The organism is Aureimonas sp. Leaf324 (genome assembly GCF_001423245.1).
GTDB lineage: Bacteria > Pseudomonadota > Alphaproteobacteria > Rhizobiales > Rhizobiaceae > Aureimonas.
In genome coordinates this window covers 20,837-36,048 of the sequence record NZ_LMOH01000008.1, presented here as the reverse complement: position 1 = coordinate 36,048, position 15,212 = coordinate 20,837, and the positions used below count along the sequence as shown (strand labels likewise).

Below are 15,212 nucleotides of genomic sequence, written 5' to 3'. Positions count from 1 at the left end.
CACGGCTTACCGTGCGCCGCCGGGCCGCGTGGTCATATCCCAGTCGGGCAGGGCAGAAAGGACGAGGGCTCGCAGGTCGCTGGGCTCGGCCCCGCCATCCATCGCGATTTCGCCCCTCGCCGCAGCCCGCGCGAGCGTCGCGACGTGCTCGCCCGCGAGTTCCGTGTTCTCCGGCGATTGCGTCGCGAGCTGGTGCGGGTCGTGGAAGACGACGATATCTTCCGAGCCCGCCGCGCGGTTCAGGGCACGGAGGCGCCCTTCCAGCCCCTCCACGGAAGTCCCACGTGCCCTTGACGATCTGCAGCGCCGGCCCGCGGGCGACGCCGACGGCGACCTAGCCACGGGGATCGTAGGTGGTCGAGAACTCCTCGCGCACCTTGCGCCCGCCTGCGATCTTCGCGGGAACGCCGCTCGGCCGGACCGTCTCGACATCGCTGCCGCGCCGGTCGCCCCCGTGCAGCCAGACGATCCACGGATAGGCGTCGCGGGACGTCTCGCACCCAAGCGGGGTGGACAGGAGAGAGTGCAGATCGGCCGCAATCGTGGCCGCGGACCGGGCTGCCGTCTGTTCCAAGGGAACCGGCGGCGCGTCGCGCCCTGGAGATGCGGAGAGGGCGAGCGACGCGAGGATGGCGCACATGCGGGTCTGTCCTTCCAGACGGCGAGGGCGTGTGCCGGGCAGGGCGTTCTCGGCCTGGGAGAACGATCGCCATGTTGCTTCGGTCCAGCGCCTCGGAATCGGAGGAGCGGATGGTCTCGGAAAGCTCGGCGCGGATCTGCATGCGTGGGAGACGTGAGGCCGGCGTTCCCTCGGACGCTCAAGGGCGGCCTGTCGGCACCTGATCCCATCGAGGGCTGCGGCGAGGCGGAGGGCGCCAGGGACGCTGGCGGCGATCTTCCCGGAACGGATGGCGACGGCGCGTCACTCGTTCAGCCGGGCCCGCATCCGCCAGAGGCCGAACTCGGCCGGCAAGGATCGCCACTTCGCCCCGTTCTGGTGACGCCAGAGGATCGTCTCGACGGTTCGCCGAGGGCGCGGGCTCGGCCCCTTGGCATACGGGCGCCACACTTCGATCAGCGGTTTCGGATCAGGCCTTGGCTCATCGCTCGGCAACTGCGCTTCTCCTCGTTGGAAAAGCCGGCGACAAGGAGGTGGCGCCAGGCGCCGACAGGCCTCAAGGGCGTGGGAACCGTCCGGCGCTCAAGTCGCGAGCCAGCGAAACGAAGGCCTGGAAGGCCGCGGACGAATTGCGGCGGTTATAGTAATAGAGGCACAACGGCACGAGCGGCGGCGTCCAGTCATCGAGAATGCGAACGAGCCGACCGGCCGCGATGTCGTCGCGGACGTCGGCCTCCATGAAATAGCCGATCCCGACACCGTTCTTGACCGCGATCCGTGCCAGGGATGCTTCGTCGAGAGTGATCGGTCCCTCGACGTCGAGCTGTATCTCCTTGCCGCCCTTCTCGAAGCGCCATCGGAGCAGGGCGCCATCGGGCAGTCGCCCGCGAACGCAGGGGTAGGACAGCAGATCCTCCGGTCTTTCCGGGACAGCCCGGTTCTCGAAGTAGGCGGGAGATGCGGCAACGGCCATCCGCCGCATCTGGCCGAGCGGTATGGCGATCGCGTCGCTGGGTACGAGATCCGCACTGCGCACCGCCAGATCGAAGCCGGCCGCCACGACGTCGACGAGCCGACCCTCGGTGACGATGTCGATGTGAACCTGCGGATAGCGCTGGAGATAGGTCAGGACCAGCGGTGCCATGATCTCTCGTGCCGCGGTTGCGAAGGCATTGATGCGCAAGGTGCCAGACGGCGTCTCCTGCTGGGAGCGCGCCGTATTCATCGCTTTCTGGATACCCTCCAGCGCTGGCCCGATCTGTGCGACGAAGATGCGCCCTGCATAGGTCAGCGAGACGCTGCGCGTGGTGCGATTGAACAATCGCACGTCGAGCTCCCGCTCGAGCTTGCCGATGGCGTTGCTGAGGGCCGTGGTCGACATGCCGAGATCGAGGGCTGCGGCTCGGAAGGATCCACATCGCACGATCGCCAGAACCGCTTCGAGTTCGATGAGCGAATGACGTGTCATTGTCCCGTTTTCCGCAATGCTCCATGCCGATCTGTCTCGATTATCGAGCGGAGTGTCCATGGCTAAGTTGGTTTCACCACCACCAAGGAGACGAGCATGTCACTGAACCTCCCAGACACGATCGCAGACTATATCAAGGCCAACGCGCGTCTCGATCTCCATGGCATGCTGAAACGCTTCGCCCGTGATGCCGTCTTCATCGACAACGGCAAGCGATACGAGGGGCTCGCCGAGATCCGCAGGCTGCTCGAGGAAGAGGCGATGGCGGTCAAGGCCATCTTCACGCCTGACACCGTTCGGGAAGAGGGCGCCTCTGTCGCCCTGGAAGGTCCAGCCGATGGCGACTTCTCGGGCAGCCCGCTCCGCTTCACCTATCGCTTCACGATGGCGAACGACGCCATCGAGACGCTCGAGACCACGGTGGCGGCATGAGGGCGGATCCCAACGAGTTCGCCGGCAAGCGCGTGCTTGTCAGCGGTGGCACCAAGGGACTGGGCCGCGCCACGGTCGAGCGCTTCCTCGCCGGCGGAGCGCGTGTCGTGACAGCCGCCCGCACGATCACGAGCCCGATGGAGGGCGCCGAATACGTCCAGGCGGACCTGACCACCACCGAGGGCAGCCACGCACTGACCAAGGTGGCACTCGAGCGGCTGGGCGGCATCGACATTCTCGCCCATGTCATCGGCGGCTCGGCGTCGCCGGCGGGTGGCTTCGCTGCGCTGACGGACGATCACTGGCTCGCCGAACTGAACCTGAACCTCCTGGCGACTGTTCGGCTCGATCGGCTCCTGATCCCGCAGATGCTCGAGCGGGGTAAGGGCACCGTTGTGCATGTCACCTCCATCCAATCTGTCCTACCGCTGCCGGAATCCACGACCGGCTATGCCGCCGCGAAGGCCGCCCTGAGAACCTACAGCAAGTCGCTCTCCAAGGAGCTTGGTCCCAAGGGCGTGCGGGTCAACTCCGTCTCACCCGGCTGGATCATGACGGAGGCTACCGGGGACTTTCTCGACATGCTTCGCACTGCCAGCGGCGGCACGATCGAGGACGCACGTCGGTCGGTGCTCGATGCCCTGGGCGGGATCTCGATCGGGCGCGAGGCCGAGCCCGAAGAAGTGGCCGACCTGATCGCCTACCTCGCCTCCGACCGGGCTGCCGCCATCCATGGCGCCGAGTTCGTGATCGACGGCGGGACGATCAGAACAGTATGAGCCTGGACCCCCCGGCGTTCACGAAGGTGGACGCCGGGGCCGGTCTCCCACTGCTGATGGGCGAAGCCGTGGCAGGTAGCGCGAACGATGTCGTGTCCGCCTCATGACGAGGAAAACACCGCAGCCTGCTCGATGCTGACTGTCCGCTTTCGGTCGTCCATATTCTCGGCGTAGATCGGCACGACCGGATGGCACCCTGCCGGTCCGCTTCCAAATGGCAAATGCGTCGAGGAGGACATAGCCGGGAGACCGGCGACGACCCGTCGTAGACGATTGACCTCCTTGCCGTCAGGACTTTCCGCATGTCGCCGCGCACGACCACCCTCTTGGCACTCCTGATGAGGGCACCGCAGCCGTATTGATACCCTGCCGGCCCAGAGCCGGCGAAGGCCGGGAAGGTTGCCGCTCGTCCGCAGCCTGTGACTACGTTGTCGGCAACCAGGATGTCTGGGCTGAGAACATTGCCATCGTCGTGCAGCGAGACGGCGAGGCCATTGCATGCCACGTCCGAAATCTCGTTGCCGATCACAACGCCCCTAGCAGTGTCGTAGAAGATGACACCGTTCCCCCAAGAGTTCGGGCCCGCGGTGTTGCCGATGAAAGAAATGTGGGACATGCGTCTGTACGGCAGGCCAAGCGTCGGTCTTATCGGTCTTATCGGTCTTATCGGTCTTATCGGTCTTATCGGTCTTATCGGTCTTGCAGGCGAAGGCGTTGTCGTTCCCGCCTTCCACGTGGTTCATGTACGCCATGCACCACGTACTGCCGAGGGCGAAATGCACGCTATCAGCACGTGGATTAGTGATCGCGCAGTGCCCAATCCACACATAGTCGCACCGGTTGAACCAAGGGCTGGTCAGGAGATTGGTTGAGAGGAGGCGTGCCATGCGCAGGTGCGAGCAGAGGTAAGCCTCTGTGGTAAAGCCGATATTCCCACGTGCCGCGTTGGTCTGCCCCCTGAAAAGTGGCCCTCCCTGAAGTAGGCTTTTGAGCCTTTGGAGGACACGAGAATGGGACAGAAGAAGCATAAGCCGGAAGAGATCGTCGCCAAGCTTCGGCAGGTCGACGTGTTGCTGTCGCAGGGCCGCCCGGTGGCGGAAGCGATCCGGACGATCAGCGTGACGCCGTTTACGTACTACCGGTGGCGCAAGGAGTTCGGGGGCCTGAAGTCGGATCAAGTAAAGCGGCTCAAGGATCTGGAGAAGGAGAACGAGCGGCTGCGGAAGGCCGTGTCGGACCTGACGCTTGAGAAGCTGATCCTGAAAAAAGCTGCATCGGGAAACTGGTGAGCCCCGCCCGGCGGCGGCGCTGCATCGACCATACCGCACGGAAGTTCGGGGTGTCGGAGCGGCTGGCGTGCCGGGTTCTGGGGCAGCACCGATCGACGCAGCGCAAGGCACCCAAAGGGCGAGCCGACGACGCAGCGCTGACAGCCGACATCATCGAACTGGCGACGCAGTATGGACGCTACGGATACCGTCGGATCACAGCCCTGCTGCGGGATGCCGGATGGGTGGTCAACGTGAAGCGGGTGGAGCGCATCTGGCGGCAGGAAGGCCTGAAGGTGCCGGTTAGGCAGCCCAAGCGCGGGCGGCTCTGGTTGAACGACGGGTCCTGCGTTCGGCTTCGGCCCGCGTATCCCAACCACGTATGGTCCTACGACTTCGTGGAGGGTAGAACCCATGACGGCCGTAAGTTCCGGATGCTAAACGTGATCGACTAGTTCACCCGGGAGTGCCTCGCCATCCGGATTGATCGGAAGCTGAGGTCCACGGAGGTCATCGATGTGCTGTCGGATCTCTTCATCCTACGCGGTGTGCCGGGTCACGTTCGGTCGGACAACGGGCCTGAGTTCATCGCCAAGGCGGTGCGCGACTGGATCACCGCGGTCGGTGCGCGGACCGCCTTCATCGAACCGGGCAGCCCTTGGGAGAACGGGTACTGCGAGAGCTTCAACTCCAAGTTCCGCGACGAACTCCTGAACGGCGAGATCTTCTACAGCCTCGCCGAAGCCCGGATCGTCATCGAGAGCTGGCGCTGCCACTACAACACCAAGCGACCGCACTCCTCGCTCGGCTACCAGCCACCCGCTCCAGCCGCCGTGCCATGGCCGGCTGCGCTACCCCAAGCCGCTTCGCCGGCCACTTCAGACGTGGCCCCAAAGCCCACCGTGCATTAGATTTGAACCGGGCCACCTGATGGGGGCAGGCCACTGAAGACAATGGGGTACCGTCTGGCCGCCACCATGCGCGGGAGTGCGATGAACGAACCATAATCGGATACCGTGGCCATGCTCGAACATGCCCCCGATGCGGATCCGGCCGGTCCTTACCTGCAGCAGGACTTCGACCCCGATTTCCATGTGCGCGACGCTCGCGGTTGCGGCGATCCGGTGCTGACCGATATTCTTTGTGATCAGTTTCAACCCACGGCGCAAGCTTCTGCCGCGCACGGCACAGTTCGGTGAAGGGGCGGGGCCTCGCAGCCCGGAAAGAGCACGGATGGGCCATGGAGGCGCTGGCCGAGCTCGATCCGGACGCCGCCGAGTTCTACCATGCGCCGTCACATGGGAGCCGCAAAGAGTGGCCTTAATCGCCGCGACATCCGAAAGCGCCCCGTAACGGTTGGTCCGATATGACGCGAAACGATAGGATTGGACGAACGTCGCGGGTCGGAAGAGGGGCCGATGAGAAAGCCAGGGTCGGTCAAGGCGCTAGAGGACCTCGGTCGGGTCCGTCTGTCGTCGAGCTTCTTCATGCGCGACTTCCTGCATTCCGAGATCGCCGACTTTCATGGCATCGCGAACATTCCGGACGATCCCGACCTTGCAGTCACGGTCGGCCGACGCTCATGCGAAGAGCTTCTCGAGCCTCTGCAGTCGACGTTCGGGCGCCTTGCGATTCGCTCGGCCTACCGCTCGCCCGCCGTCAACGAGTTCGGCAATCGCAACGGCCTGTCCTGCGCCGTCAACGAAGCCAACTACGCCGGACACATCTGGGATCGGCGCGACAAGGCCGGTTGTATGGGAGCAACCGCCTGCATCGTCGTCCCCTGGTTCGCCGATCGCTACGAGAGGAGCCAGGACTGGCGCGCACTTGCCTGGTGGATCCACGATCACCTGCCGTACTCCAGCCTCTTCTTCTTCCCCAAGCTCGCGGCCTTCAACCTGACGTGGCACGAGCGGCCGGAGCGTCGGATCGACAGTTACATCGCGCCGAAGGGATGCCTGACAAAGCCAGGCATGGCCAACCACGATGGCCGCCATGCTGAATGGTACGAGGCGCTTCCGGCGCTGAGGCTCGCTCCGTGATCGACGACAGATCAGCGAGCCCAACGGCTCGCGATCCGGTCTCCCTCAAGTCGTCGGTTCAAGCGTAGTTGAACGAGTTTCGCTGGTTCGAATGCTCGGTGGGCACAGTAGGTCGCGCCGATGCGCAGTGTGATCGCTATCGAAGCAAGGGTTGAGGAAAGTTCGTGCAGACGCATTGCAAGAAACGGTTGCGTCCGTGACGCCTCCGTGTAAGCATTCCGTCATGGACCAAGCCGTCGCTCCTTTCGGGACATCCGCCAACCGCTGCCATGTCGTGGCGCGCGGTCGCGCGTCCAAGCGGCGGCGCAGTGCACGGTGGCATTCGCGCTCGTCGCGCTCGTTCGTCGTCCTGCTCTCGGCGATCCAGGGATCAATCTCCTGATCTGACTGCCGAACCGGTTTTTGGGCCGGTCTACTCTCTTCGCATTTTCACGGGTCATCTGTAGCGCCGATCTCTGATCGGGCGCAATCGATGCGTCCGTTCCGCCACGTGCCGTCGGGATGGCGCCCGGCCCGCGAACGCTCTTCTATACTTATCGCAATGGAGATCGATGCATGGATATCGACAGGCGTCAGGTGATGTACTGGGTCGGTGGCGGTCTCGTGGCGTTGGGCGGCGGTCGAGCCGCACGGGCGCAGGACACGCGGGAGATGGTGATCGTCACCTATCCCGGAGCTCTGTCCGGGCCCCATCGCTGGCTGGCGGACCGGATCGAAGAGCGTCACCCCGGGCTTTCGATCCGGCTGGTGCCCTCCGACAGCCAGGACATCGTGGCGCAGATCAAGGCCGCGCAAGGCTATTCGCCCTACGATGCGGGACCCAACGACGAGCCGCCTCATCTGATCGGCATTTCTGAGGGCTATATCACCGAGCGGGATGATGCGGCGCTGCCGAACCTGGCCAACGTCTACCCCGAACTTCTTGCCAAAAGTGGCGGCTATGGTGTTCCCGCTACCTATTCGCTCGTCGGCATCGCCTACAACACGGAAATCGTGAAGACGCCACCGACGTCCTGGGCGGACCTTTGGCGGCCGGAGTTCCGCGGGCAGATCGGCATCGCGCGCACCTCCTCGAACCTCGGTCTCGCCACGCTCGCGATCGCCGCCAAGACGCATGGAGGCTCGGAAGGCGATCTCGATATCGGCTGGTCGAAGCTGCAGGAACTGCAGCCCAAGGCGGCACGCTCGCCCACCTCGCTCACGCAGATGCTGGAGCGCGAGGAGATCGCCCTCTGTCCCTTGTGGAACAACAACACAGCTGCCGCCGCCGAGAAGGGGCTGCCGGTCGCCTTCGTGAAGCCCGATCCGGGCGCCGTCGCGATCATCTCCTTCGTCTCGGGCTATGCCAACACACGCTATCCCGACCTCGTCTTGGAATGGATGAACGGCATCCTGAGCCCGGACTATCAGGCCCGCGCCGCGGCAGCCCCGTTCTACTTCGGGCCGACCGTGCGCGGGGTCGAGGTGCCGGACGAGGCGGCGCCCTTCACGCCGTCACGGCCCGAAGAGGTCGTCGCCCTGCAGACGATCGACTGGCCCGTCATCGTTCCCCGCCGGGGTGAACTGGTCGAGCGCTTCGATCGCACCTTTGCCTTCTGATCCCCCATCTTCCGCTGAGCCGAGGAGCCCTCGCCATGACCCTTTCCACCAACCGCCGCCGCTTCCTGCAGTCGGGCGCCGCGATCGGCGCGAGTCTTGCGATGCCGGGCATCCTGCGCGCCCAGGAGGCGCGAGAGCTCGTGATCGTTTCCTTCGCGGGGCAGCTTCAGGAGCCGCATCAATGGCTCGCCCAGCGCATGCAGGAGCGGCATCCCAGCTTGACCATTCGCCTCGTGCCGTCGGAAAGCCAGGACGTCGTGGCCCAGCTCAAGGCGGCACAGGGCTATTCGCCCTATGACGCGATGCCGAACGGCGAGCCGCCCCATCTCATCGCCATTCGCGAGCAGTACATTCAGCGCCTCGACCCGGCGGCCGTGCCGAACGCCGCGAACGTCGTGCCCGCCTTCCTGGAGAAGAGCCAGGGCTACGGGGTGCCCGTGAGCTATTCCCTCATCGGAATCGCCTACAACTCCGACCTCGTGAAGACGCCGCCCAAGACCTGGCAGGATCTCTGGAGCCCGGAGCACAGCGGCCAGATCGGCATTCCCCGCGCGTCGTCCAACCTGGGGCTCGGTTTCCTCGTCGCGGCGGCGAAGGCCCATGGCGGATCGGAAAGCGACCTCGCACCCGGCTGGACGAAGCTTCAGGAGCTGAAGCCGCAGGTCGGGCGCTCGCCCACCCAGCTCCTCCAGATGCTGGAGCGCGAGGAGATCGTGATGGCCCCGATCTGGAACAATGATGCGGCGGGCGCGGCCGAGAAGGGGCTGCCGATCGCCTTCGTGAAACCGGAGAACGGTCCGATCGCGGTGATTTCCTTCATGTCGGCGATTGCCAAGACCCGGTACCCCGAACTCGTCCACGAGTGGATGAACGATCTCCTGTCGCCGGAATACCAGGCGATGGCCGCCGGTGCGCCCTACTTCTTCGGCCCGACGGTGCAGGGGGTCGCCGTACCGGAAGCCGCACGCGCCTACAATCCGGCAAGCCCCGAGGAGGTCGCGGCGTTGCAGACGGTGGACTGGTCGGTGATCGCGCCTCAGCGCGGGGCGATCGTCGAGCAGTTCGACCGCTTCTTCGCGTCCTGACTTCGATGGGAATGATGGTGCAACACTCCCCGATGCTCGAGGACGTCGGTCGTCAGCCCGCCGTCCTCCGCGGGCTTGCCCGGCGGGGGGGCGAGTTTCGCGCTGCGGGCGCGAGCCTCGGGCGCACTGATGGCCGCGTCGTCGTCACGAGCTGCGGCGACGGGCACTTCGCCGGCGAGGCGGCGTCGAGTTTTGCCGCGCGCCTCGGGCTCGACTGGCATGTCGTGGGTCCGCTCGACCTTCTCGTGCGGGCCGATGAACTGCGCAGCGGTGATCGCATCCTTGCGATCTCCATGTCGGGCAATGTCGACCGGACCGTGGAGGCCGCGCGCCTTGCGCAGGCGCGGGGGCTTCCGATCCTCGCCATCGTTAACGGGGAGGGCGGCAAGCTCGGCGCCATCGCCCGGACCAGGATCTCGCTCGACCTTCCCGATATCGCGCCCTTCCTGTGCGGCACGGCGAGCTACACCGCGACGCTTGTGGCCCTGATGCTGGTGGCAGAAGGGCTGGCGGGTGAGGCGCGCCTCGATCTGACTGGGATTGCATCGGCCCAGAGCGAAGCGTTGACGGTCGTCGGGGCGCTTGCCGAAACCGTCGTGCGGCAGCCTGTATCGGGCGTGCGCGTCCTGGCGGCAGGTGCCGAGCGCGGAACGGCGGCCTACGGGGCCGCCAAGCTGGTCGAGCTGACGCGCGTTCCCGCCTGGAGCGGCGAGCTTGAGGAGTTCGCCCACAGCCAGTACTGGGCCATGCCCGAGACCGACCTCGTGGTGATCCTCTCGACGCACCCGGTGCTGGCCGAATACGCGCGGGAATCCGCAAGGGCCCTGTCCGTCCTTCGGGTTCCGACCCTCGCGATCGATACCGCCGAAACGCCCGTCGAGACCGCACGCTGGCGCATGACCCTGCCACCCGTCGATGCCGTGCTGGCGCCGCTCGTCTCCGCGCTGCCGCTGCAGCGCCTCGCCTACGAGATGGCGAAAGCCACCGGGTTCGATCCCGACACGCGCGCCCATCTCAAGGGGGACGAGACGCGGTTCCGTGTCAGCCGCATGCTGACCCGCCGCTCCCTTCTTGGGACGGGCCTCTGACGATGACGACGGGCCTCCGCATCCTGATTGCCGGATACCTCTCGCTCGACGAGGTGACCCAGGCGTCCGGCGAGACGTCTCGCCAGGCCGGTGGGGCCGCGCTCTACGCCGCGCTCGGCGCGCGGCAACTCGGCGCCGATGTCGATCTCTGCGTGTCGATCGGCGACGATTTCCCGGCAGGCTGGATCGACGCACTGCAAGGTGCCGGGATCGAGCTGCCGCATGTTGCAAGGCAGTCGGCCCCCTCGCGCTGGACGCGCATCATCCATGCGGCGGACGGGACCCGTCGGTCCGAGCACTTCGCCGATCCCCGCTGGTGGGAAGCCGGCCGAGACCACGCCCCTCGACCACCCGGCGAGCTGTCCCGCTACGATGCTGTCGTCGCCTGCCCGATGCCGTCGCAGGCGCTCGGCGAGTTCGTTGAAGCCGCCGCCCGGGCGGAGCGTCCGGTGATCGCCGACCTCAGCGAGGCGTTCGTCTCGCAGGATCGACAGTCGATCCTTGCGCTCGTTCCGAACCTCACCGTGCTCGCCCCGAGCCGCGAGGAAACGCGTCTTCTCCTGCCGGGCGTCGATGACGACGCGGCGGCCCGTCACCTGGCGGCCCTCGGACCGGCCGTCGTTCAGAAGCGCGGTGCCGAAGGCGCCTTCTGCGTCGAAGCGGGCCGTGCCGCAGCCTGGAGCGTGCTGGCGCCCAGGGCCTGCGTTCTCGACCCGACGGGCGCGGGCGACGCAACGGTGGGCGCACTCGCCGCAGCCTGGGTGGGAACGCGCGATCTCGTCGCGGCCGTCCCTGTGGCTCTGACGGTCGGGACCCGCACGGTTTCCGGCCATGGGGCTTCGGCCCTCTGCAGTGCCCTCGCGCCAGAACCTATCCATCGCATCAGCCAGGGAGCTTCGTCCCGATGAGTCAGCTTGTCATCGAGAACGTGTCGAAGGAGTTCGGTGCGCTCAAGGTCCTCCAGTCCTGCCACTTGGCCGTCGAGAAGGGGCAGGTCGTCACCCTCCTCGGGCCGTCGGGTTGCGGAAAGACGACGCTTCTGCGCTCGATCGCCGGGTTCCTGCAGCCGGACGCCGGGCGCATCCTCGTCAACGGTCAGGATATCTCGCGCCTGCCGCCCAACCGGCGCGACGTCGGATACGTCTTCCAGAATTACGCACTGTTTCCGCACCTCACCATCCGCGACAACATTGCCTACGGTCTCACGATCCGACGCCGACCCCGAGAAGAAATCCGCCGGCGCGTCGACGAGGCGCTGTCGCTGATCGCACTTGGCGCGTTCGCCGATCGCTTTCCCAAGCAGCTGTCCGGCGGGCAGCAGCAGCGTGTGGCGATCGCGCGTTCCCTCGTGCTGGAGCCCGAGGTGCTGCTCCTCGACGAGCCTTTCAATGCGCTCGACGCCCAGCTGCGCCTGTCCATGCAGATCGAGCTGCGCAAGCTGATCGACCGCGTCGGGATCACCTCGATCTTCGTGACCCACGATCAGCAGGAGGCGATGACGTTGTCCGATCGCATCGCCATCATGCGGGGCGGGCGCATCGAGCAGCTCGGCGCCCCGCTCGACATCTACGACCGACCGCGCACGGACTTCGTGGCCGACTTCATCGGCCGCGCCAATCTTCTGCCGACCGAGGTCGCGGGTGGGCGCACGCGCTCGCCCCAGCCGATCGCGACCGAGCTTCCCGATGGTCCCGCCACCCTCGTCGCGCGGCCCGAGAATATCGAGATCGTTGGCGGCGATGTCGCGGGCTGGTCCGGCACGATCGGCTTCTCGACGGCGCTCGGCCCGGTGATCGAGTACGAGATCGACTGCGGTCTCCGCGAGCCGATCCGCGCGGCCATTCCGCGACAGGCGGGCCGGGCGCCGCTCGAACCGGGCACCCGCGTCACGGCGCGGATCCGCGACGAGGCCTCCGCTGTGCTCCTGCCCGGTCGCGGAGCGCAAGGGGGGACCGCTCATGGTTGACGCCACCCTGACGCCGCCGCGCCGGCGCGGCTTATCGCTGGCGTCGTTCCTCGACGGTGGGGGCTTCTGGCCAGCGGTACCTGCGGTGCTCTATCTCGCCGTCTTCATGGTCGCGCCGATCGTCACGCTGCTCGCCTTCGGGTTCGTGACCATCGATCGCGGCGCCATCGGCGAGGAGGGCTTCACCCTCGCGCATATGGCAGGAGTCCTGTCCGACCCCCTGGTCTGGCGCCTGATGTGGCGCTCCTTCTGGATCGCCGTCGTGTCGACCACGCTGACGCTCGTCTTCGCCTATCCCGTGGCCTACGCCTACGGGCATCTCAAGGGGATCGCGCGCACGCTCCTCCTCGTGGCGATCATCTCGCCGCTTCTGACCAGCGCGCTGGTGCGAACCTATGCCTGGATCGTCGTTCTGGGCGGCCGGCGTGGTCTCCTCAACCAGACTCTTCTCTCGCTCGGAATCGTCGACCAGCCACTGCAACTTCTGAACACCTCGACCGCCGTGGTGATCGGCATGACGCAGATCCATCTGCCGTTCATGATCCTGCCGCTTCTGGCGGTCCTGTCCGAGCGCGACCGACGGTTCGAAGAGGCGTCGCTGAACCTTGGGGCGAGCGAGGTCTCGACCTTCTTCCGCGTCGTGGTGCCGATGTCGATGCCGGCGATCGTCGCAGGCTTCGCGCTCGTCTTTGCGGTGTCCTACACGAACTTCATCATCCCGCAGCTCCTTGGGGGCGGCAACTATTCGACGCTTGCCGTGCAGGTCTACGAGCAGACGATCGTGGTGCTCGACTGGTCGCGCGGCGCGGCGCTTGCCACGCTCCTCCTGTCGACCTGCTTCGTGTTAGTGTTCGCGATCGTCGCAATGGGCAATCGCCTCACCCGCTGGAACGAGGTCCGTCGATGAGCGCGCTCCGCCAGATCTCCACCGCCGGCGACCGCATGGCGCGAGCCGGTTTCATCGCGCTGACCGCATTCTCGGTGCTTCTCCTGGTGGCGCCCAGCCTCATCGTGATCGCGATCTCGTTCGAGCCACGCGCCTATATCGCCTTCCCGCCCTCGGGCTTCTCATGGCGCTGGTATGCCGCCGTGTTTCAGAACCAGCAGCTCATCGATTCCGTCTGGGTCTCGCTGCGCATCTCGGTGATCGTGATGCTGATCTGCCTCGCGCTCGGCGTGCCCGCGGCCTTTGCCAGCGTGCGCGGCCGCTTCCTCGGCAAGGCCGGGCTCAACGCCTTCCTCCTGTCGCCGCAGATGATGCCGGGCATGGTGATCGGCATCGCCTCGCTGTTCTTCGGCGCCTACATCGCCTTCCGCGCTTCGGACCTGATGCTCGTCCTGTCGCTGTCGGTGTTCTGCCTGCCCTTCGTGGTGCGCATCGTGATGGCGCGGCTGTCCGGCCTCGACCCGCTGCTCGACGAGGCGAGCGCCAACTTGGGTGCGGGCAAGCTCACGACGTTCCGTCGCGTGACGCTGCCACAGATCGCGCCGGCCGCTTTTGCGGCTGCAGCCTTCACCTTCATCGAGGCGTTCGACAACGTCACGGTCTCCCTGTTCACGTCGGACGTGCGCGCCCGGCCGCTGCCGGTGGAGCTCTACTACCTCGTCCAGTTCGACTCCTCGCCGATCATCGCCGCGATCTCGGCCCTCGAGATCGGCCTGTCCTTCCTCGTCATGCTGGTGATCGCCAAGGCCGTCGGCCTCGATCGCCTCGGCCGCTGACATCCCACTGAACCGAAGAAAACCAGCATGACCGACTTCACAGAACGCCTGAAGAGCCTCGTCGCCGAGCCCTCCCGCGACACCCCAAACGATCCGGCGCGCCTGGCGCGCGTCGAGCGAACACGCGCGGAGTTCGCAGGCCAGGGTGCGGCCATCCGCGAGACCCTGGCCGCGGCGAAAGGGCCACTCTCGGCACTCGTCGACGTCTTTGCCGGACGCGCCTTCAACCGGATCGTGATCGCCGGCTGTGGCGACTCGTGGTTCGCGGGCGCGGCGATGCGGTACGCGCTAGAGACCCTGACCGGATTGCCGGTCGAGGGGGCGCAGGCTCTCGATTTCGCCGCTTACGGTGCCCGGGTTGGGGGGGAGGGGACGTTGTGCGTCGGCATCTCGTCGGGCGGCAACACGCCGGCAGTGATGGCGGCGCTCCGGGCGGCGCACGAGCGCGGAGCGTTCTGCATCGGGATCTCGAACACCGAAGGCAGCCCGATCCTCACGCAGTTCGACGCGGCGCTGATGGTGCATGCGACGCGCAAGGGCTGGCCAACGCAATCCACCAACGCCACGATGGCGCTGCTCGTCGCGCTGGGCGCAGCGGTGACCGGCAACGGAGAGGGGGCGGAAGCGCTGAGCGCGGAACTCGCCGCTTTGCCCGACATCATAGAGCGCATCTCGCCGGAACTGGAAGCGCCGGTCGCCGCGATCGCCGAGCGCTGGGCAACCCGGGACCTCGTGCTCTTCGCGGGGCTCGGCCCCAACTTCGCCGCCGCCTCGATCGGCGCGGCGAAGTTGCGCGAACTCTCTCCCATCCATGCCTTCGCGATGCCGCTGGAGGAGTACCACCATTATCGCTCGCAGAAGGCGGGCGACCCGATCGTCGTCGTGGCGAGCGATGCGGTGAGCCTCGAGCGGGCGCTCGACACGGCGCTCGTCGCCGAGCATGCGGGCGGCCCGCTTCTCGCCATCCTGTCGGAGCCCGCGCCCGAGATCGAAGCCCGTGCGGCCGAGACCATCCGGTTGCCGAGAACCTCGGCGGCGCTGGCGCCGATGCTCTCGATCCTCCCGCTGCAGCTCTTCGCCTACCATTTCGCGCTCGCCCGGGCCGCGCGCGGCCTCGGCGCACCCGCGCGCGCGGCGGCCTGAT

The 15,212-nt window shown here is 66.4% G+C and carries 16 protein-coding genes and 1 pseudogene; 14 read left to right on the top strand and 3 right to left on the bottom strand.

Annotated features, from left to right (window positions below; genetic code table 11):
* Positions 1–6 precede the first annotated feature (6 nt).
* The 3 genes from ASF65_RS06865 to ASF65_RS06855 form a co-directional block, all read right to left on the bottom strand.
* A complete protein-coding gene (locus tag ASF65_RS06865) occupies positions 7–273 on the bottom strand; it encodes a hypothetical protein (RefSeq protein WP_055887080.1) in 267 nt (88 codons plus the stop codon).
* A gap of 61 nt (positions 274–334) precedes the next feature.
* Complete coding sequence (locus tag ASF65_RS06860) at positions 335–640, bottom strand: hypothetical protein (RefSeq protein WP_055887077.1); 306 nt, start codon at positions 638–640, stop codon at positions 335–337.
* A gap of 535 nt (positions 641–1,175) precedes the next feature.
* On the bottom strand, positions 1,176–2,087 hold the full coding sequence (locus ASF65_RS06855) for a LysR family transcriptional regulator (protein WP_055887074.1): 912 nt from the start codon (positions 2,085–2,087) through the stop codon (positions 1,176–1,178).
* Positions 2,088–2,183: 96 nt separating this feature from the next.
* Here ASF65_RS06855 and ASF65_RS06850 point away from each other — a divergent pair, with 96 nt between their 5' ends.
* The 14 genes and pseudogenes from ASF65_RS06850 (at position 2,184) to ASF65_RS06790 (ending at position 15,211) form a co-directional block, all read left to right on the top strand.
* On the top strand, positions 2,184–2,519 hold the full coding sequence (locus ASF65_RS06850) for a nuclear transport factor 2 family protein (protein WP_055887071.1): 336 nt from the start codon (positions 2,184–2,186) through the stop codon (positions 2,517–2,519).
* Positions 2,516–3,298, top strand: a complete 783-nt coding sequence (locus tag ASF65_RS06845) for an SDR family oxidoreductase (RefSeq protein ID WP_055887068.1) — start codon at positions 2,516–2,518, stop codon at positions 3,296–3,298. The genes ASF65_RS06850 and ASF65_RS06845 overlap by 4 nt, the downstream gene beginning before the upstream one ends.
* A gap of 614 nt (positions 3,299–3,912) precedes the next feature.
* Positions 3,913–4,170, top strand: a complete 258-nt coding sequence (locus tag ASF65_RS21290) for a hypothetical protein (protein WP_156369200.1) — start codon at positions 3,913–3,915, stop codon at positions 4,168–4,170.
* A gap of 138 nt (positions 4,171–4,308) precedes the next feature.
* A pseudogene (locus ASF65_RS06835) lies at positions 4,309–5,477 on the top strand (IS3 family transposase).
* Positions 5,478–5,588: 111 nt separating this feature from the next.
* Positions 5,589–5,765 carry a hypothetical protein gene (locus ASF65_RS21285; RefSeq protein WP_156369199.1) on the top strand — a complete coding sequence of 59 codons (177 nt, stop codon included), beginning with the start codon at positions 5,589–5,591 and terminating at the stop codon, positions 5,763–5,765.
* A 219-nt stretch (positions 5,766–5,984) separates the two neighbouring features.
* Complete coding sequence (locus ASF65_RS06830) at positions 5,985–6,608, top strand: hypothetical protein (RefSeq protein WP_055887062.1); 624 nt, start codon at positions 5,985–5,987, stop codon at positions 6,606–6,608.
* Between the two features lie 555 nt (positions 6,609–7,163).
* Complete coding sequence (locus ASF65_RS06825; protein WP_055887059.1) at positions 7,164–8,207, top strand: extracellular solute-binding protein; 1,044 nt, start codon at positions 7,164–7,166, stop codon at positions 8,205–8,207.
* A gap of 35 nt (positions 8,208–8,242) precedes the next feature.
* Positions 8,243–9,292, top strand: a complete 1,050-nt coding sequence (locus ASF65_RS06820) for an extracellular solute-binding protein (protein WP_055887057.1) — start codon at positions 8,243–8,245, stop codon at positions 9,290–9,292.
* 14 nt (positions 9,293–9,306) lie between these two features.
* Positions 9,307–10,380 carry an SIS domain-containing protein gene (locus ASF65_RS06815; RefSeq protein ID WP_210166637.1) on the top strand — a complete coding sequence of 358 codons (1,074 nt, stop codon included), beginning with the start codon at positions 9,307–9,309 and terminating at the stop codon, positions 10,378–10,380.
* Between the two features lie 2 nt (positions 10,381–10,382).
* On the top strand, positions 10,383–11,288 hold the full coding sequence (locus ASF65_RS06810; protein WP_055887053.1) for a carbohydrate kinase family protein: 906 nt from the start codon (positions 10,383–10,385) through the stop codon (positions 11,286–11,288).
* Positions 11,285–12,346 (top strand): ABC transporter ATP-binding protein, encoded by a 1,062-nt coding sequence (locus ASF65_RS06805; RefSeq protein ID WP_055887050.1) that lies wholly within the window; start codon positions 11,285–11,287, stop codon positions 12,344–12,346. Before ASF65_RS06810 ends, ASF65_RS06805 begins: the two co-directional genes overlap by 4 nt.
* Positions 12,339–13,253: an ABC transporter permease gene (locus tag ASF65_RS06800; protein WP_055887048.1), complete on the top strand. Its 915-nt coding sequence runs from the start codon at positions 12,339–12,341 to the stop codon at positions 13,251–13,253. Before ASF65_RS06805 ends, ASF65_RS06800 begins: the two co-directional genes overlap by 8 nt.
* Complete coding sequence (locus tag ASF65_RS06795) at positions 13,250–14,068, top strand: ABC transporter permease (RefSeq protein WP_055887045.1); 819 nt, start codon at positions 13,250–13,252, stop codon at positions 14,066–14,068. Before ASF65_RS06800 ends, ASF65_RS06795 begins: the two co-directional genes overlap by 4 nt.
* Positions 14,069–14,095: 27 nt before the next feature.
* Positions 14,096–15,211 (top strand): SIS domain-containing protein, encoded by a 1,116-nt coding sequence (locus ASF65_RS06790; RefSeq protein ID WP_055887041.1) that lies wholly within the window; start codon positions 14,096–14,098, stop codon positions 15,209–15,211.
* Position 15,212: the final 1 nt, after the last annotated feature.

Coding starts and splice junctions, on each gene's coding strand:
- ASF65_RS06790 (WP_055887041.1), top strand. CDS start 14,096: ATGACCGACTTCACAGAACGCCTGAAGAGCCTCGTCGCCGAGCCCTCC.
- ASF65_RS21290 (WP_156369200.1), top strand. CDS start 3,913: ATGCGTCTGTACGGCAGGCCAAGCGTCGGTCTTATCGGTCTTATCGGT.
- ASF65_RS06820 (WP_055887057.1), top strand. CDS start 8,243: ATGACCCTTTCCACCAACCGCCGCCGCTTCCTGCAGTCGGGCGCCGCG.
- ASF65_RS06815 (WP_210166637.1), top strand. CDS start 9,307: ATGGTGCAACACTCCCCGATGCTCGAGGACGTCGGTCGTCAGCCCGCC.
- ASF65_RS06855 (WP_055887074.1), bottom strand. CDS start 2,087: ATGACACGTCATTCGCTCATCGAACTCGAAGCGGTTCTGGCGATCGTG.
- ASF65_RS06795 (WP_055887045.1), top strand. CDS start 13,250: ATGAGCGCGCTCCGCCAGATCTCCACCGCCGGCGACCGCATGGCGCGA.
- ASF65_RS06860 (WP_055887077.1), bottom strand. CDS start 640: ATGTGCGCCATCCTCGCGTCGCTCGCCCTCTCCGCATCTCCAGGGCGC.
- ASF65_RS06805 (WP_055887050.1), top strand. CDS start 11,285: ATGAGTCAGCTTGTCATCGAGAACGTGTCGAAGGAGTTCGGTGCGCTC.
- ASF65_RS06825 (WP_055887059.1), top strand. CDS start 7,164: ATGGATATCGACAGGCGTCAGGTGATGTACTGGGTCGGTGGCGGTCTC.
- ASF65_RS06800 (WP_055887048.1), top strand. CDS start 12,339: ATGGTTGACGCCACCCTGACGCCGCCGCGCCGGCGCGGCTTATCGCTG.
- ASF65_RS21285 (WP_156369199.1), top strand. CDS start 5,589: ATGCTCGAACATGCCCCCGATGCGGATCCGGCCGGTCCTTACCTGCAG.
- ASF65_RS06850 (WP_055887071.1), top strand. CDS start 2,184: ATGTCACTGAACCTCCCAGACACGATCGCAGACTATATCAAGGCCAAC.
- ASF65_RS06810 (WP_055887053.1), top strand. CDS start 10,383: ATGACGACGGGCCTCCGCATCCTGATTGCCGGATACCTCTCGCTCGAC.
- ASF65_RS06830 (WP_055887062.1), top strand. CDS start 5,985: ATGAGAAAGCCAGGGTCGGTCAAGGCGCTAGAGGACCTCGGTCGGGTC.
- ASF65_RS06845 (WP_055887068.1), top strand. CDS start 2,516: ATGAGGGCGGATCCCAACGAGTTCGCCGGCAAGCGCGTGCTTGTCAGC.